The organism is Burkholderia sp. THE68 (genome assembly GCF_009938265.1).
Taxonomy (GTDB): Bacteria; Pseudomonadota; Gammaproteobacteria; order Burkholderiales; family Burkholderiaceae; genus Caballeronia.
In genome coordinates this window covers 712810-727457 of sequence record NZ_AP022316.1, presented here as the reverse complement: position 1 = coordinate 727457, position 14648 = coordinate 712810, and the positions used below count along the sequence as shown (strand labels likewise).

16 protein-coding genes are annotated in these 14648 nt (G+C 62.1%); 13 read left to right on the top strand and 3 right to left on the bottom strand.

Annotation, left to right across the window (positions count from 1 at the left end; all coding sequences use genetic code 11):
• Window positions 1-13: 13 nt before the first annotated feature.
• Complete coding sequence (locus tag BTHE68_RS16910) at window positions 14-1321, bottom strand: MFS transporter (protein ID WP_162067456.1); 1308 nt, start codon at window positions 1319-1321, stop codon at window positions 14-16.
• A gap of 434 nt (window positions 1322-1755) precedes the next feature.
• On the opposite strand from BTHE68_RS16910, the gene BTHE68_RS16905 reads away from it, so the two are divergent.
• From BTHE68_RS16905 to catC, 12 genes are all read left to right on the top strand, one after another.
• Window positions 1756-2697, top strand: coding sequence for a helix-turn-helix domain-containing protein (locus tag BTHE68_RS16905; RefSeq protein ID WP_162067455.1), 942 nt, complete (start codon window positions 1756-1758; stop codon window positions 2695-2697).
• A 219-nt stretch (window positions 2698-2916) separates the two neighbouring features.
• A complete protein-coding gene (locus tag BTHE68_RS16900; protein WP_162067454.1) occupies window positions 2917-4074 on the top strand; it encodes an amine dehydrogenase large subunit in 1158 nt (385 codons plus the stop codon).
• Between the two features lie 9 nt (window positions 4075-4083).
• A complete protein-coding gene (locus tag BTHE68_RS16895) occupies window positions 4084-4644 on the top strand; it encodes a MauE/DoxX family redox-associated membrane protein (protein ID WP_162067453.1) in 561 nt (186 codons plus the stop codon).
• Window positions 4641-5285 (top strand): methylamine dehydrogenase accessory protein MauD, encoded by a 645-nt coding sequence (gene mauD, locus BTHE68_RS16890; protein WP_061174789.1) that lies wholly within the window; start codon window positions 4641-4643, stop codon window positions 5283-5285. The genes BTHE68_RS16895 and mauD overlap by 4 nt, the downstream gene beginning before the upstream one ends.
• Before the next feature lie 39 nt (window positions 5286-5324).
• Window positions 5325-5846 (top strand): methylamine dehydrogenase light chain, encoded by a 522-nt coding sequence (locus tag BTHE68_RS16885; RefSeq protein ID WP_162067452.1) that lies wholly within the window; start codon window positions 5325-5327, stop codon window positions 5844-5846.
• Window positions 5843-6328, top strand: a complete 486-nt coding sequence (locus tag BTHE68_RS16880; RefSeq protein ID WP_162067451.1) for a c-type cytochrome — start codon at window positions 5843-5845, stop codon at window positions 6326-6328. Before BTHE68_RS16885 ends, BTHE68_RS16880 begins: the two co-directional genes overlap by 4 nt.
• Window positions 6325-6783: a c-type cytochrome gene (locus tag BTHE68_RS16875; RefSeq protein ID WP_162067450.1), complete on the top strand. Its 459-nt coding sequence runs from the start codon at window positions 6325-6327 to the stop codon at window positions 6781-6783. Before BTHE68_RS16880 ends, BTHE68_RS16875 begins: the two co-directional genes overlap by 4 nt.
• A 10-nt stretch (window positions 6784-6793) precedes the next feature.
• A complete protein-coding gene (locus BTHE68_RS16870) occupies window positions 6794-8299 on the top strand; it encodes an aldehyde dehydrogenase family protein (protein ID WP_162067449.1) in 1506 nt (501 codons plus the stop codon).
• A gap of 10 nt (window positions 8300-8309) precedes the next feature.
• Window positions 8310-9524, top strand: coding sequence for a porin (locus BTHE68_RS16865; protein ID WP_174258059.1), 1215 nt, complete (start codon window positions 8310-8312; stop codon window positions 9522-9524).
• Window positions 9525-9744: 220 nt separating this feature from the next.
• Window positions 9745-10863, top strand: coding sequence for a muconate/chloromuconate family cycloisomerase (locus BTHE68_RS16860; RefSeq protein WP_162068232.1), 1119 nt, complete (start codon window positions 9745-9747; stop codon window positions 10861-10863).
• Between the two features lie 43 nt (window positions 10864-10906).
• On the top strand, window positions 10907-11815 hold the full coding sequence (gene catA / locus BTHE68_RS16855) for a catechol 1,2-dioxygenase (protein WP_162067448.1): 909 nt from the start codon (window positions 10907-10909) through the stop codon (window positions 11813-11815).
• Between the two features lie 19 nt (window positions 11816-11834).
• Window positions 11835-12125: a muconolactone Delta-isomerase gene (gene catC / locus BTHE68_RS16850; protein ID WP_162067447.1), complete on the top strand. Its 291-nt coding sequence runs from the start codon at window positions 11835-11837 to the stop codon at window positions 12123-12125.
• Window positions 12126-12172: 47 nt separating this feature from the next.
• On the opposite strand, the gene BTHE68_RS16845 is transcribed toward catC, so the two are convergent.
• Window positions 12173-12658, bottom strand: a complete 486-nt coding sequence (locus tag BTHE68_RS16845; protein WP_162067446.1) for a nucleoside deaminase — start codon at window positions 12656-12658, stop codon at window positions 12173-12175.
• A gap of 52 nt (window positions 12659-12710) precedes the next feature.
• Window positions 12711-13619, bottom strand: a complete 909-nt coding sequence (locus BTHE68_RS16840; RefSeq protein ID WP_061174780.1) for a LysR family transcriptional regulator — start codon at window positions 13617-13619, stop codon at window positions 12711-12713.
• 157 nt (window positions 13620-13776) lie between these two features.
• Here BTHE68_RS16840 and BTHE68_RS16835 point away from each other — a divergent pair, with 157 nt between their 5' ends.
• Window positions 13777-14646 (top strand): NAD(P)-dependent oxidoreductase, encoded by an 870-nt coding sequence (locus tag BTHE68_RS16835; protein WP_162067445.1) that lies wholly within the window; start codon window positions 13777-13779, stop codon window positions 14644-14646.
• Window positions 14647-14648: the final 2 nt, after the last annotated feature.

The window sequence follows — 14648 nt, the reverse complement described above, 5'->3', positions numbered from 1 at the left end:
AAAGGGGCGCGCGTTACTTGCCGCGCGTTTCGTGCGTGTACTTCAGCGTGACGACCGTGACGAGGGCGAGTCCGATCAGGAATACCGATACCGGCCAGTATGTGTGATAGTGCACGAGCAACGCCGTGGCGATCAGCGGAGACAATCCGCCCGCGAAGATCGACGCGACTTCATGGCCCAGCGCGACCCCCGAATAACGCACTTCGGTGCTGAACAGCTCGCCGACGAGCGAGGGCAGCGTGCCGATCATCGCGCCATGACACACGGCCGTGCCGAGCACGAGCGCGAGCCAGATGAGCGGGGTGGAATGCGTATTGAGCAGCCAGAAGAACGGAAACGCCATGAACGCGAGCGACACCGCGCCGATCATATATACCGGCTTGCGTCCGATGCGATCGGATAACTTGCCCCAGAGAAGCATCGCCGCCATTTCGACGACCATCGCGATCATCACGCCGGTGAGCATGGTCGAGTTGGCGATGCCCGCGAACTTGCCATAGACGAGCGAGAACGCGAGAAAGATATATGCACCGCCGTTTTCGGCGACACGCAATCCCATCGCCATGAGGATTTCTTTCGGATGACGCTTGATGACTTCGATCACCGGCATATGCGAAGTCTTGCCCGCTCGCTCCGCATTCGCGAAGTCACGGCTCTCCGGCAGGTTATGGCGGATATACACGCCGAGCGCGAAGATCAGGATGCTCGCGAGAAACGGCAGTCGCCAGCCCCATGAAATGAACTGATCGTGCGGTAATGCCTGCACGGCGAGAAATGCGCCCGAAGACAGCACGAAGCCGCCGCCCACGCCGAGCTGGCTCCATGCCGCGTAATAGCCGCGTTTCTCGGGCGGCGCGCTTTCGCTGATCATCAGAACGCCGCCGCCCCATTCGCCGCCCGAGGCTACGCCTTGCAGAAGGCGCAATCCGACGAGCGCGGCCGGCGCCCACAGTCCAACGTGATCGTAAGTCGGCAACAGGCCGATGCCGAAGGTCGCGAAGCCCATGATGAGCAGCGTCCATACGAGCGATGCGCGCCGTCCATAGCGATCGCCGATATGCCCGAACACGACGCCGCCGAGCGGACGCGCGACGAAGCCCATTGCGAACGCCGCAAATGCGCCGAGCGTGCCGACGAGCGGGTCCGCATTGGCCGGAAAGAAGAGCTGGCCGAACACGAGCGCGGCCGCCGTGCCGTAGACAAAGAAGTCGTACCACTCCATCGCGTTGCCCGCGACGGAGGCGACCACGATCCGGTTCAGCGCGCGGTCCTGGGTGACGGCCGCGCGGTCCGCGGAGGTCGAGGAGTGAACGGAAGACATGTGGGCTCGCTAGGAAGGAGTGGGGTGTCTGTCGATGCTTTCGAAAGGCTTCGCTTGGGAGGCAGTGTCGATGCGACAGATCACTGCGTCAAATTCGCCGAAAAGGGATGCGCCTATCAGTGCGGCAAATTTGAAATCGCATCAGCGCGCTTTATCGACGTTTCGACTTTTGACTGATTTGCCGTGCGGGATGGATGAACGCAGACTGTGTCGGAGGCCGGCGCGAGCGGGCGTTTGCGGCGAGATCTAATGTAATGTCTGAAGTTGATGCAGGCATTTTCACGCACAACGCATGCCCGCGCGTATTTTTCAATCGTGCATTCCTAGCATTGCGCGACAAACAACAAGCGAGAACAATCACAAAGCTTGACGCCAAAAAAGCGAATATTTATAAGCGATCGCATCAATGGCGACGCAAGTAGCAGGAGGAGGGCATGTACGCCAATTATCAAACCTTTGAGGATGCCGACCGCCACGCGCACGCGCTGACGGGCTGGGATCAACGCTATGACCAGGTTGGCGAAGGCGCTTTTCGCAGCACGGTGAAGCAGGTTTCGGTAGCGGGCGTACAGGTCTTTCAGGAATCGGCGAACGTTCGCATCGTTCAGCGCGGACAACTTCCCGCGGGTTTCGTCACGTTCGGGCTCGTGCTCGGCGGTGGCGCGCCATTCTCGTTTCAGGGCGTGAGAGTCGACGAGAACGCACTCGTCGTCGCGCCTGGTTCCAGAGAATTCCTTTTGCATTCGCCGCCCGATATGTCGATGCTGGGCGTCGCCGTCGAATCGAGTCTGCTGGCAGCGGCGGCGGATGCGGCGGGCGTCGATATCCAGGACGAACTCTTCAACCGCCATGTACTGAGCATCCCGGGCGCCGCTGGCGCACGCGCGGGAAAGCGCATCATCGCGGCGGTCGAAACGGTGCTGTCCGACTCCAATCCGTTTATTGGCGACGATGGCGCGCATCGTTTCACGCAGACGGTGACGGAAAGCCTTCTGGATCTGCTGACGTTTCATGTCCCCACACGTGAGGATCGCCTCACGTACGCATGCCGGGCCGACGTCGTGCGACGCGCGCATGATCTCGTGCTGGCAAGTCCTGAGCAGCCGATTTCGGTTCTGGATTTGTGTGAAAAGCTGCGCGTCAGCCGCCGTACCATTCAAAACAGCTTTCAATCCGTCGCGCAGATGAATCCGGTCAGTTATCTGCGGGCCGTGCGTCTTGCGCAAGTAAGGCGGCTTTTGACGACGACATCGCAAGGCGAAGTCCCGGTGCGTGAAGCCGCGATGCGTTGGGGATTTGCCAATCTCGGTCACTTCGCCAGCGATTACAAAAGCCTGTTCGGCGAGCTTCCCTCTCAAACGCAGCGCGCGCGATAGCGCGAGGCGCATTCCCTTTCCCTGAATACTTTCAAGCCGCATTGACGCGGCTGAACCGTCATATCGGCTCGATATGCGGGTTTGTACGCGTATCGGGCGCGTCTCTGTCGGCTCCCTTTCGAATGCTCCATTTCGGCACGTACGCGCTGCCGGTTACGAAGTGCTCTTTTTTATTGTCATCTTTAGAGTCCACTCGACGATAACTAAGGAGGAGCAGAGATGAAGCTGAGACGGCTGGCCGCCGCTATGGGGGCTGTATTGTATGGACTGCTTGCGTGTCAGTCGCACGCAGGCGCGGCCGAAAAGCCGGAAGAACTGACGGTGGCGAAGGTGCCGCCGTTCAACCCGCATCGCGTGTTCGTGGCCGACGTGGCGTTCTCGAGCATGACCGATGCGCGCGTGCACGTCTTCGATGGCGACACGAAGCGCTTCGTCGGCCAGATCGACGCCGGCTTCGCTCCGGGCTTCACGATCTCGCCCGATCACAAGACGGGCTATGTCGCGACGACGTATTTCGCCCGCGGCGGCCATGGCACGCGTACCGACGTGGTCGAGATCATCGACAACACCACGCTCGACGTAACCGGCGAAATCGTGATTCCGGCCAAGCACGCTCAGACCGTGCCGACGCCTTACCTCACGGTTCTTTCGGAAGATGGCAGCCGGCTTTATGTGTCCAACATCACGCCGTCGACTTCAGTCACGGTGATCGATACGGCCGCGAAGAAGGTCGTCGGCGAAATCGATATGGACGGCTGCGTGCTCGCCTATCCGAGCGGCAATGACCGCTTCTCCTCGCTGTGCGAAAGCGGCAAGGCGCTCACCGTCAAGCTCGATGCGACAGGCAAGGAAGCGAGCCGCAAGCTCTCGGACGCGTTCATCGACGTCGACAAGGATCCCGCGTTCATCAATGCCGTGCGCGACGGCAACACGTATCTGTTCACGACCTTCAACGGCAACGTCCGCACAGCCGATTTCTCGGGCGACGCGCCAGTATTCGGCACATCCTGGTCGCTGCTCAGCGATCAGGAGCGCAAGGCCGGCTGGCGTCCGGGCGGCCTGCAACAGACCGCGCTGCATGTGAAGAGCCATCGTCTGTACGTCGCGATGCACAAGGGCGCGGACGGCTCGCACAAGGATCCGGGCACGGAAATCTGGGTCTATGACACGCAGAGCAAAAAGCGCGTCGCTCGCTGGGATCTCGCCAAGCAGAAGATCGATCCGCTGCTCTCGATTCAGGTCAGCACCGACGACAAGCCGCTCTTCTACGGCCTCACGCCGACCTCCGATCTCGTCGTGCTGGATGCGGCGACCGGCAAGCGTCAGCATGTCGAAAAGCAACTCGGCTCGACGTCGACGCTGCTGCTCAATCCCTGAGGTGACGCGATGATCGATCCCGTCATTCTCATGGTGTGCATCGCGTCCGCGACGATCATCGCGCTCGCGAGCGCGTTGCCCAAGTGGCGCGAGCCGGCGCGCTTTCGCGCATCGCTCGAAGCGTTCGCGCTGCTGCCGTCGTTCGCGGTGAAGCCGTTGTCCCTCGTGTTTCCGGCACTGGAAACCGTGGGTGCGATCGGCTTGCTGTTCGCCGAAACGCGCATGGCCGCCGCAATCGTGCTGATCGCGTTGTTCACGCTGTTCGGCGCGGCGCTCGCATTCAACGTGCTGCGCGGCCATACCGATATCGATTGCGGCTGCTCGGGCTTCATCGCTGCCGCGCGGGCATCGGACCGCACGCCGAAGTCGATCGGCTGGTGGCACGTCGCGCGCGCCGCCATGCTCGCCGCGCTCGCCGCCGCCGCGCTCGTTCCCGCGACCGGCCGCGAGCTCATCGGCTTCGACTATCTGAGCGCAGGCGCCTGCACGCTCTTCGCCGTCGCCGCGTGGTTCACGCTCGACGTGCTGCTTGTCAATCTTCCCAAGCTCGATTCTCTGAGGAATTCATGATGCAAACCGCTTTGATGATTTCGGCCGCGCTTTCGTGGGCCGCTCTGCTCGCGCTCGGCGCGATCTGTCTCGCACTCGTTCGCCAAGTCGGCATTCTGTATGAACGCATGATGCCCGCGGGCGCACTTATGATCGACAAGGGCCCGGCAGTCGGCGCCATTGCACCGGTCTTCGAACTCGGCGATATCGCTGGCCGCGCCGTGAAGGTCGGCGGCCTGTCGAATTCGAAGCGCAACACGCTGGTCTTCTTCCTTTCGCCGTCGTGCCCCGTGTGCAAGAAGCTGCTGCCCTTGCTGCCGTCGATCCAGGCGCGCGAAGGCGCAACCGACATCGTGCTGGCAAGCGATGGCGATTTCGAAGAACACGCCGCCTTCTATCGCAAGGCCGGTCTTTCGCAATACCCGTATGTGCTGTCGCAAGAGCTCGGGCTCTCCTATCAGATTGGCAAGCTGCCTTATGCGGTCCTGCTCGACGAAGAGGGCAAGGTGCGCGCGAAGGGTCTCGTGAATACGCGTGAACATCTGGAAAGCCTGTTCGAAGCCAAGGAGCGCGGTGTCGCTTCGCTGCAGGAGTTTGTCCACGGCAAGCACGACGATCACGCGCATCACGACCATGAAGGCCAAGTCGGGCAGCACGCCTGAAGACGCCGATAAATCATTCATTCCTACAGGTGAGCGTCCATGAAATGGCTGGATTCATTCTTCGAACATAAGGCGCGCGGCGTTGCACAGCGCAGCTCGCGGCGCAGCGCAATGGCGAAGCTCGGCAAGGTATTGGTCGGGTCGGCGATGGTGCCGCTGCTGCCGGTGGACCGCACCGCGTATGCGACGGAACCGAAGAAGCCCGGTTCATCGGCAAGCGACGATCCGACGAGCTGCGACTACTGGAAGTATTGCGCGATCGACGGCTGGCTTTGCAGCTGCTGCGGCGGCACGTCGAGCAGCTGCCCACCGGGCACGACGCCTTCGCCGATCACGTGGATCGGCACCTGCCGCAATCCGCACGACGGGTCGGACTACATCGTGTCGTACAACGACTGCTGTGGCAAGACGACTTGCGGCCGCTGCTTCTGCAATCGCAACGAACGCGAGAAGCCGCTCTACAAGCTGTCGCTCAATAACGACATCAACTGGTGCATGGCGAACAGCAATTCGAATTACCACTGCTCGGTATCGGTTCTGTTGGGAGCGGCAACGCAATGAAGACGGCACGTGTATTGATGGCGGCAATCGCGGCCGGCGCGATGAGTCTCGGGACTCAGGCGTTCGCGCAAACGGTGCATTATCCCGGCGGCAAGTCGACCTTCGACGGCAAGTGCGCCGTGTGCCATCAGGCGGGCGGCAAGGGCATGGACGGCCTTGCGCCGCCGCTCGTCGAGTATCCGGGCAAGTACGCAGGTTCGCCCGATGGCCGCGCGCAACTCGGGCATACCGTGATGTACGGCATGTTCGGTCCGATCAAGGTCAAGGAGAAGAACTACAACTTCAAGATGCCGAGCTTCGCATCGCTCTCCGATGAAGAGATCGCCGACGTGCTGAACTATGTCGTGTTCGATCTGAACGCGCAGCATGGTTCGGCCAAGCCCTTCGACGTGGCCGAGGTCAAGGCCTGGCGCGCTGGGCCGCTCGACCAGACCACCGTGCATCAGCGGCGCGACGCGGTCGTGAAGGGTCTCGGGCTATGAAGCCGCGCGCGGTCATCGCCGCCGCGATGCTCGCCGCGCTGTGCACGGCGGGGGCATCGCAGGCGCAGGAATACGACGCGGCGCGCGCGCGTCAGGATTGGGTGCTCAACTGCATGGGATGCCATACCGCCAATGGTTCGGGCATACCCGGCAAGGTGCCGGCCTTGCGCGAATCGCTCGGTCATTTCGTCTCGTTGCCGGAGGGGCGTCAGTTCGTGATGCGCGTGCCCGGCGCGGCCAATTCCGCATTGAGCGATGCCGAACTCGCGAACGTCCTGAACTGGCTGCTCGCCACGATGAACGAGCGCTCCCGGCCTGCATCGTTCAAGCCGTATACAGCCGATGAAATCGCGGCGCATCGCCGTCCCGCGCTGACCGATGTCGCGCGCACCCGCACGAAGCTCGTGAAGGAATTGCAGGAGAACGGCGTGAACGCCGTCCCGGAACACTACTAGGAGACACAAGATGAATAACAACCAGCATCTTTCGATGCTCGATTCGACGCGCGCCTTTCTTGCGTCGGCGCAGAAGATGTTGATCGACGGCGCATGGGTGCAAAGCACCAGCGGCGCGACGCTCGACGTCATCAATCCCGCCGATGGCGAACTGCTCGCACGCGTGCCGAGCGCCGATGAAACCGATGTGGATCGCGCCGTGCTCGCCGCGCGCCGCGCCTTCGACGACTCCGCATGGTCGCGCATGAAGCCGACCGATCGCGAGCGCCTCTTGTTGCGCGTCGCCGATCTGATCGAAGCGAATGCGCGCGAGCTCGCGGAAATCGAATCACTCGACAACGGCAAGCCGGTCACGGTCGCGCAAGGGCTGGATGTGTCGATGGCCGCGCAATGCTTCCGCTATATGGCGGGCTGGGCGACGAAGATCGAAGGCAGCACGCTCGACGCATCGATCCCGTATAGCCCGTCGAATGCTTTCTTCGGCTATACGCGCAAGGAAGCGGTGGGTGTCGTCGGCGCAATCATTCCGTGGAATTTCCCGCTGCTGATGGCGTCGTGGAAACTCGCGCCCGCGCTCGCCACGGGTTGCACCGTCGTGCTCAAGCCGGCCGAAGACACGCCGCTCTCCGCATTGCGGCTTGCGATGCTGATCGAAGAGGCGGGCATCGAGAAGGGTGTCGTGAATGTCGTGACGGGCCTCGGCCGCACGGCGGGCGCGGCGCTCGCGCGCCATCCCGGCATCGACAAGATCGCCTTTACCGGTTCGACGCCGACAGGCAAGGCGATCGGCCATGCGGCGCTCGACAACATGACGCGCATGTCGCTCGAACTGGGCGGCAAGTCGCCGGTGATCGTGCTGCCCGATGTCGATATCGACAAGGCTGCGGAAGGCGTCGCCAATGCAATCTTCTTCAATTCGGGACAGGTGTGCACGGCGGGCTCGCGCGTCTATGTTCACGACAAGGTATTCGATCGCGTGATGGAACGCGTCGCCGCCATCGCGCAATCGCTGCCGATGGGACCGGGCCTCGATGCATCGACGCAGATCGGGCCGCTCATCTCGGCAAGGCAGATGGATCGCGTGCTCGGTTATATCGAGGCGGGACGCGACGAAGGCGCGCGCGCGATCGCGGGCGGTGCGCGCAAGGAAGGCGCGGGATTCTTCGTGAAGCCCACCGTGCTGGTCGATACCGATCATTCGATGAAGGTCGTGCGCGAGGAAATCTTCGGGCCGGTGCTCGTCGCGATGCCGTTCAACGATATCGACAACGTGGTCGCGAAGGCGAACGATACGCCGTACGGACTCGGCGCAAGCATCTGGTCGAACGATCTTTCGGCGATTCACAAGCTCGTGCCGCGCATCAAGGCGGGCACGGTCTGGGTCAACTGCCATTCGCTGCTCGACAACGCGATGCCTTTTGGCGGCTTCAAGCAATCGGGTTTCGGGCGCGAACTCGGACGCGCGGTGATCGACATGTACACCGAAACCAAGTCGGTGCTGATCAACTACGCGTGAGGACGCTCGCATGACAACCAAAACGATCGCGCGGCAGCTGGTGTCGACGGCGGCACTTGCGGTGTGCGCGAGCGCATCGGCGCAAAGCACGGTGACGCTGTACGGAACCGTCGATGCGGGGCTGACCTACACGACGAATCAGCAATTCACCAATGCCGACGGCAGCGTCGGCTCGGGGCATAACTTCGCGTTCTCGGGCGGCAATCTCGTGCCCTCGCGTTTCGGCTTGCTCGGCGTCGAAGATCTCGGCGGCGGACTGCAGGCGAAGTTCAATCTGGAAAACAGCTTCTATACGGGCACCGGCGGCTTTGTTCAGGGCGGAGCGCAATTCAACCGTCAGGCCTGGGTTGGGCTGGGTCACGAGCAATACGGCACCTTGTCGTTCGGGCGTCAGTACGATTCGTATTCGGATTTCCTCGGACTTTACGTGTCGAGCAACTCGTGGGCGACGCTGTACGGCTCGCACATCGGCGACGTCGACAACCTGAACGAAGCGTTCAACTTCAACAACTCGATCAAATACACGAGCCCGGACTGGAATGGTTTCTCGCTAGGCGGCACGTACAGTCTCGGCGGCGTGGCCGGTGATTTCAGTCAACGGCGCGGCTATTCGATCGCCGCGGCCTATACGCGATTGCCCGTTTCCATCAGTGCGGGTTATCTGAACCTGCACAATCCGCTCGATGCGGCTTTGGGCGGAACGAACGGCTATATCGGCGATTTCGCGTGCTCCAATCCGACTGCGCTCTACTGTCAGTTGCAGAACGCGGAGGCGTTGAAAGCATATGGCGCGGGTGCGTCGTATGCGATCGGACCGGCGACCATCGCGCTGACTTACACGCATAGTCGCCTGGAGCATAGCCTGTTCTTCGCGGACAGCGCCAATCCGCAAGGCCGCGATATCGCGTTCGATATCGGTGAAGTGAATCTGACCTACGCGGCCACGCCGTTCCTGCAACTCGGGCTCGCCTATATCTATAACAATGCGAAGCCGGATGGCTCTTCATCGACGCGCTTTCATCAGGTGAACCTCGGTGCGAACTACGCGCTGTCCAAGCGTACGGCGCTGTATGGCGTCGCGATCATGCAGAAGGCGGTAGGCGCGGGCCTCGGCATCGATCCGGCGACCGGTGGGCCGGCGAATTACGCGCAGATTCCCAATCTGCCGAATTCGAACAGCGATCGACAATTGTCTGTGACGCTCGGCATACGGCATAACTTCTAAAAAATAATTCCGAGGGCGTGTTTTGACCCGGCTGGGAGCTTTCCCCGCCGGGCTTTTTCGCTTGTTACATTGCTTCGTCGAATCAATCTTATGGATGCACTTCGCCATATATGATTGATTTGACCGATATAAGCGCGTCGTTTAATTTCGTTGCAGACACAACGAAACGGAGACGCAAGCCGTGCCATTCCCCTTCATCGGCATCGAAAAGATAGAAACGATGCTCGTCGACGTGCCGACGATTCGCCCGCACCGCCTGTCGGTCGCCACCATGAACTGCCAGACGCTCGTGATCGTGCGCGTGACCTGCACGGACGGCATCGTCGGATGCGGCGAAGGCACGACCATCGGCGGACTCGCTTATGGCGAGGAAAGCCCCGAGAGCATCAAGACCAACATCGATACGTATTTCGCGCCCTTGCTCAAGGGCATGGACGCGAGCCGCCCGGGCGCGGCGATGGCCAAAATGCGCGATTGCTTTCAAGGCAATCGCTTCGCGAAATGCGCGCTCGAAACCGCGCTCTTCGATGCACAGGCGCAGCGACTGAACGTGCCGCTGTCGGAGCTGTTCGGCGGACGCGTGATGGATCGCGTCGATGTCGCATGGACGCTTGCGAGCGGCGACACAGGCCGCGATATCGACGAGGCGGAGCAGATGCTCGACCGGCGCAGGCATCGCGTGTTCAAGCTGAAGATCGGCGCGCGCGCGTTGGCGGACGACGTCGCGCATGTGGTCGCGATCAAGCGGGCACTCGGCGATCGCGGCGAAGTCCGCGTGGACGTCAATCAGGCATGGAGCGAAAGCGACGCCGTATGGGCCGCCAGGCGTTTCGCGGATGCGGGCGTTGGCCTGATCGAACAGCCTGTCGCAGCCAACGATCACGCGGGACTCGCGCGCCTCACGAAGCTCGCGCACGTGCCCATCATGGCCGATGAAGCGCTGCACGGCCCAGGCGATGCCTTCGCGCTCGCCAGCACGCGTGCGGCGCATGTTTTCGCCGTGAAGATCGCGCAATCGGGCGGCTTGATGGGCGCGGCGAGCGTCGCAGCGATCGCGCGGGCCGCGCACATCGGTCTCTACGGCGGCACGATGCTCGAAGGCGCGATCGGCACGATGGCATCCGCGCAGTTATTCAGCACCTTCGGCGAGATGCGTTGGGGCACGGAGCTTTTCGGGCCGCTGCTGCTGACCGAAGACATTCTCATCGAACCGTTGCGCTATGAAAACTTCTCGCTTCATCTGCCACAAGGGCCGGGGCTTGGCATCGCGCTCGACTGGGAACGCATCGAACGTCTGCGTCGCGATTCGAAGCGCGGCGCGTTCGTCGCAATGCACTGATTACTGCAGCACCCCACACATACCGATTCACGGAGACATCGAAATGAACAGAGAAAGCATCGACGCCCTGCTGCAAAAGATCAACGACAGCGCCACGAACGACGGCAACGCGCGCACGCAAGCGATCGTGAACCGCATTGTGCGCGATCTTTTCTACACGATCGAAGACCTCGACGTGACACCGGGCGAGTTCTGGGCCGCGCTGAACTATCTCGGCGAAACGGGGCAGAGCGGCGAGTTCGGCTTGCTTGCAGCGGGCCTCGGTTTCGAGCATTTCCTCGATGCCCGTCTCGATGAAAAGGAAGCACAAGCCGGTCTCGAAGGCGGCACGCCGCGCACCATCGAAGGACCGCTCTATGTGGCAGGCGCGCCCGAGTCGGTCGGACACGCGCGTCTCGACGACGGCACGAGCCCCGGCGAAACGCTCGTGATGCGCGGGCGCGTGCTGACGAAAGACGGCAAGCCGCTTGCGAATGCGCTCGTCGAAGTGTGGCATGCCAATCATCTCGGCAATTACTCGTTCTTCGACAAGTCGCAGTCCGCATTCAATCTGCGCCGCTCGATCCGCACCGATAGCGAAGGCAATTACGCGTTCACCAGCGTCGTGCCGGTGGGCTATAGCGTGCCGCCCGGCGGCAAGACGCAGCAATTGCTCGATCAACTCGGACGGCATGGCCATCGGCCCGCGCATATTCACTTCTTCGTGTCGGCGCCCGGGTATCGCAAGCTGACGACGCAGATCAATATCGACGGCGATCCGTATCTGTGGGACGACTTCGCTTTCGCCACGCGCGATGGTCTCGTTCCCGAAGTGCAGAAAGCCGAAGGCGCGCAAGGCAAGCCGTATGGCGTGGAAGGGCGCTTCGCGCTGATCGATTTCGACTTCACGCTGTGCAGCGAACGCGACGATGTGCCGGGCACCGAAGTGCCGCGTATGCGCGCAGCGGTTTGATTAACTGATCGGAGCGAACATGCTGTTTCACGTCGAAATGACGGTCAATCTGCCGCACGATTTATCGTCCGTGCGCGCGGAAGAACTCAAGGCGCAGGAAAAGGAAATGGCGCAGCAATTGCAGCGCGAAGGCATATGGCGGCATCTGTGGCGCGTAGCGGGACGTTATGCGAACGTGAGCATCTTCGATGTCGAAAGTCCCGCGCATTTGCATGACGTGTTGAGTCGTTTGCCCTTGTTTCCGTATATGTCGATGGAAGTGACGGCGCTGTGCAGACATGCGTCGTCGGTGCGGGAAGGGGACGCATAGCCGCATTCGATCGCCTCGGGAGAAGCGATCGAATGCGCGATCTTCCGCTAAGCGCTCGCTTTGCGATAGTGCGCCACATGTAGCGCTTTCACACGCTCCGCAAATTCCTCGACGGGACCATCGACCACCGTATCCGCGATCACGTCCTGAATCGCCAACGCACGCACGCGGCCCGGTTGCGCGCCGAGTTCGGCGCGCCATCGCGTGAACTGTTGCGTCGATGCCGCATAGACGATGCGCCCGAGTCCGACCCACGCATGGGCCGCCGAACACATCGGGCAATGTTCGCCGGACGTGTACACGACCGCGTCCGCGCGCTCGGCCTCGGGCACGTTCTCCGCCGCCCATTTCGCAATTGCGAACTCCGGATGCCGCGTGTGATCGCCGCCGCTCACGCGATTGCGGTCTTCGAACAGCACGCGCCCATCTTTCGCGACTAGCATCGAGCCGAATGGTTCGTCGCCGTCATCGAGCGCTTCCTGCGCCAGTTCGATGCAACGGATCAGGTGCCGCTTGTCGGTATCGTCGATCATGCCGTGTCCTCCTTGTTTGACAGCCGGACCATGATGTTAGCGGACATCCGGTTTAACGGAAGGCCCGCATCTGCGCGGTCATGAACTGCAGCATCTTATTCGTCGCGACTGACAGCCTGCGCCCCGCGCGCGTCACGAGATGCGCTTCGGCATCGGCGAGAATCGGATGATTGATGTCGATCGCGAAGAGCTCGCCCGCTTCCATCTCGCTCGTCACCGCGAACGCGGGCAACACCGTGATGCCGAGCCCCGACTTCACGAACTGCTTGAGTATGGCGATGGAATTCGTCGTGACGACCGGATCGAGCCGCAGCTTCTCCGCGTATTCGACGGCCTGCAACATCTGCCGCGTGCCGTATGAAGCATGCGTCACCGCAAGCGGATAGTGCGCGAGTTCCTGCACGCTCATCGACTTGCGGTCCTTGCGCGGAAAGCTCGCGCCGACGATCGCCATCATCGGCTGACGCTTGATCGCGCGCGATACGAGCTTCGGTTCCTGGGGCGGGTTGTAGACGAGGCCGATTTCGCCTTCGTCCTCGGAAATCTTGCGGATCACGTCGTTGGTGCCGCCGAGATCGAGATTCACCTTGATGCCTGTGTATTGCTTGCAGAATTGCTGCATCGGCCCCGACAGAAGATCCGACACGAAGCCTTCGCCGAGCACGATGTTGACCTGACCCGTGCGCAGGCCGCGCAATTCCTCCAGACGCGAAAGCAGGTCGTCGCGATGCGCGAGCTGCTCGCGAAAGTATTCGATCACGCATTGTCCGGCCTCGGTCGTCTTGACGCCGCGCGCGTGCCGTTCAACGAGCGCCGCATCGAGTTCCTTTTCCAGCAGACCGATCTGCCGACTCACCGCCGACGGCGCGACGTTGAGGTAATCGGCCGCCGCGCGGATCGTGCCGCAGCGCACGGCCTCGAAAAAATAGACGATGCGGCTGTCGGTCAGATTGTCTGTCATGGCGTCGCAGTGTTCTAAAAATTAGAACACTTTCAATATTGGCGTTGATTGATTGTACGGCTTCGCCAGCGGAATATGACAGCCATGCAAAAACGCGCGACGCGTCCGGCAGACGGGCTGACCGAACCGCCTCGCGCACGAGAAGGAGAGTTCGCTGATGAAGACGGTGGGTGTGATCGGTCTCGGAAACATGGGGCGCGGCATGGCGCGCTCTGCGCAGCGCGGCGGCTATCGCGTGCTCGGCTTCGATGCCGCGCCGGGCGTCGCGGAAGGGTTGCAGGCGGATGGCATCGAGCCACGCGCGTCGATCGCGGCGATCGCGGGCGAAGCCGACGTGCTGATCCTGTCGCTGCCGACTTCCGCGATCGTCGAGGAAGTGGTGCTCGGGCAGGGTGGCGTGGCGTCGAGCGGCAGGCCCGGTCTGATCGTCGTCGATACGACTACCGCCGATCCGGCCAGCACGAAGAAGGTCGCCGCCGCCTTGGCGGAATGCAATATCGGCTTCGTGGACGGCCCCGTGAGCGGCGGCCCAAAAGGCGCCGCGACCGCCACCATGACCATGGTCCTCGGCGGCTCGGAAGCCGATGTCGCAGCGGTCGAGCCGATTCTCGCGGTGATCAGCGCGAAGCGCGTGCACGTCGGGCCGGTCGGCGCGGGGCACGTGACGAAGATCATCAACAACATGCTGACGGGCGTGCATCTGCTCGCGGCGAGCGAGGCCGTGCGCGCGGCGCAGGCATCGGGCGTCGATCCGGAAAAGCTCGTCGAGGCGCTCAACGGCGGCTCCGGGCGCAACAGCGCGACGCTCACCAACTACCCGACGTGGATCTTCAACGACAAGTTCGACTCCGGCTTCACGATGAAGCTCATGCGCAAGGACGTGCGCCTCGCGATGGCATTGCTCGACGGCGTGCACGCGAACGCGCCGATCGCGCAGGAAGCGGGGCGCTTGTGGGCGGCGAGCGAGGCGAGCATCGGCGATGCGGAGGATTTCAACCGCATCGTGCAGTTCATCGAATCGAAGTAAGG

Excerpts from the sequence above, each read along its gene's own strand:
- BTHE68_RS16910 (WP_162067456.1), bottom strand. The coding sequence starts at position 1,321 with ATGTCTTCCGTTCACTCCTCGACCTCCGCGGACCGCGCGGCCGTCACC.
- BTHE68_RS16905 (WP_162067455.1), top strand. The coding sequence starts at position 1,756 with ATGTACGCCAATTATCAAACCTTTGAGGATGCCGACCGCCACGCGCAC.
- BTHE68_RS16900 (WP_162067454.1), top strand. The coding sequence starts at position 2,917 with ATGAAGCTGAGACGGCTGGCCGCCGCTATGGGGGCTGTATTGTATGGA.
- BTHE68_RS16895 (WP_162067453.1), top strand. The coding sequence starts at position 4,084 with ATGATCGATCCCGTCATTCTCATGGTGTGCATCGCGTCCGCGACGATC.
- mauD (WP_061174789.1), top strand. The coding sequence starts at position 4,641 with ATGATGCAAACCGCTTTGATGATTTCGGCCGCGCTTTCGTGGGCCGCT.
- BTHE68_RS16885 (WP_162067452.1), top strand. The coding sequence starts at position 5,325 with ATGAAATGGCTGGATTCATTCTTCGAACATAAGGCGCGCGGCGTTGCA.
- BTHE68_RS16880 (WP_162067451.1), top strand. The coding sequence starts at position 5,843 with ATGAAGACGGCACGTGTATTGATGGCGGCAATCGCGGCCGGCGCGATG.
- BTHE68_RS16875 (WP_162067450.1), top strand. The coding sequence starts at position 6,325 with ATGAAGCCGCGCGCGGTCATCGCCGCCGCGATGCTCGCCGCGCTGTGC.
- BTHE68_RS16870 (WP_162067449.1), top strand. The coding sequence starts at position 6,794 with ATGAATAACAACCAGCATCTTTCGATGCTCGATTCGACGCGCGCCTTT.
- BTHE68_RS16865 (WP_174258059.1), top strand. The coding sequence starts at position 8,310 with ATGACAACCAAAACGATCGCGCGGCAGCTGGTGTCGACGGCGGCACTT.
- BTHE68_RS16860 (WP_162068232.1), top strand. The coding sequence starts at position 9,745 with ATGCTCGTCGACGTGCCGACGATTCGCCCGCACCGCCTGTCGGTCGCC.
- catA (WP_162067448.1), top strand. The coding sequence starts at position 10,907 with ATGAACAGAGAAAGCATCGACGCCCTGCTGCAAAAGATCAACGACAGC.
- catC (WP_162067447.1), top strand. The coding sequence starts at position 11,835 with ATGCTGTTTCACGTCGAAATGACGGTCAATCTGCCGCACGATTTATCG.
- BTHE68_RS16845 (WP_162067446.1), bottom strand. The coding sequence starts at position 12,658 with ATGATCGACGATACCGACAAGCGGCACCTGATCCGTTGCATCGAACTG.
- BTHE68_RS16840 (WP_061174780.1), bottom strand. The coding sequence starts at position 13,619 with ATGACAGACAATCTGACCGACAGCCGCATCGTCTATTTTTTCGAGGCC.
- BTHE68_RS16835 (WP_162067445.1), top strand. The coding sequence starts at position 13,777 with ATGAAGACGGTGGGTGTGATCGGTCTCGGAAACATGGGGCGCGGCATG.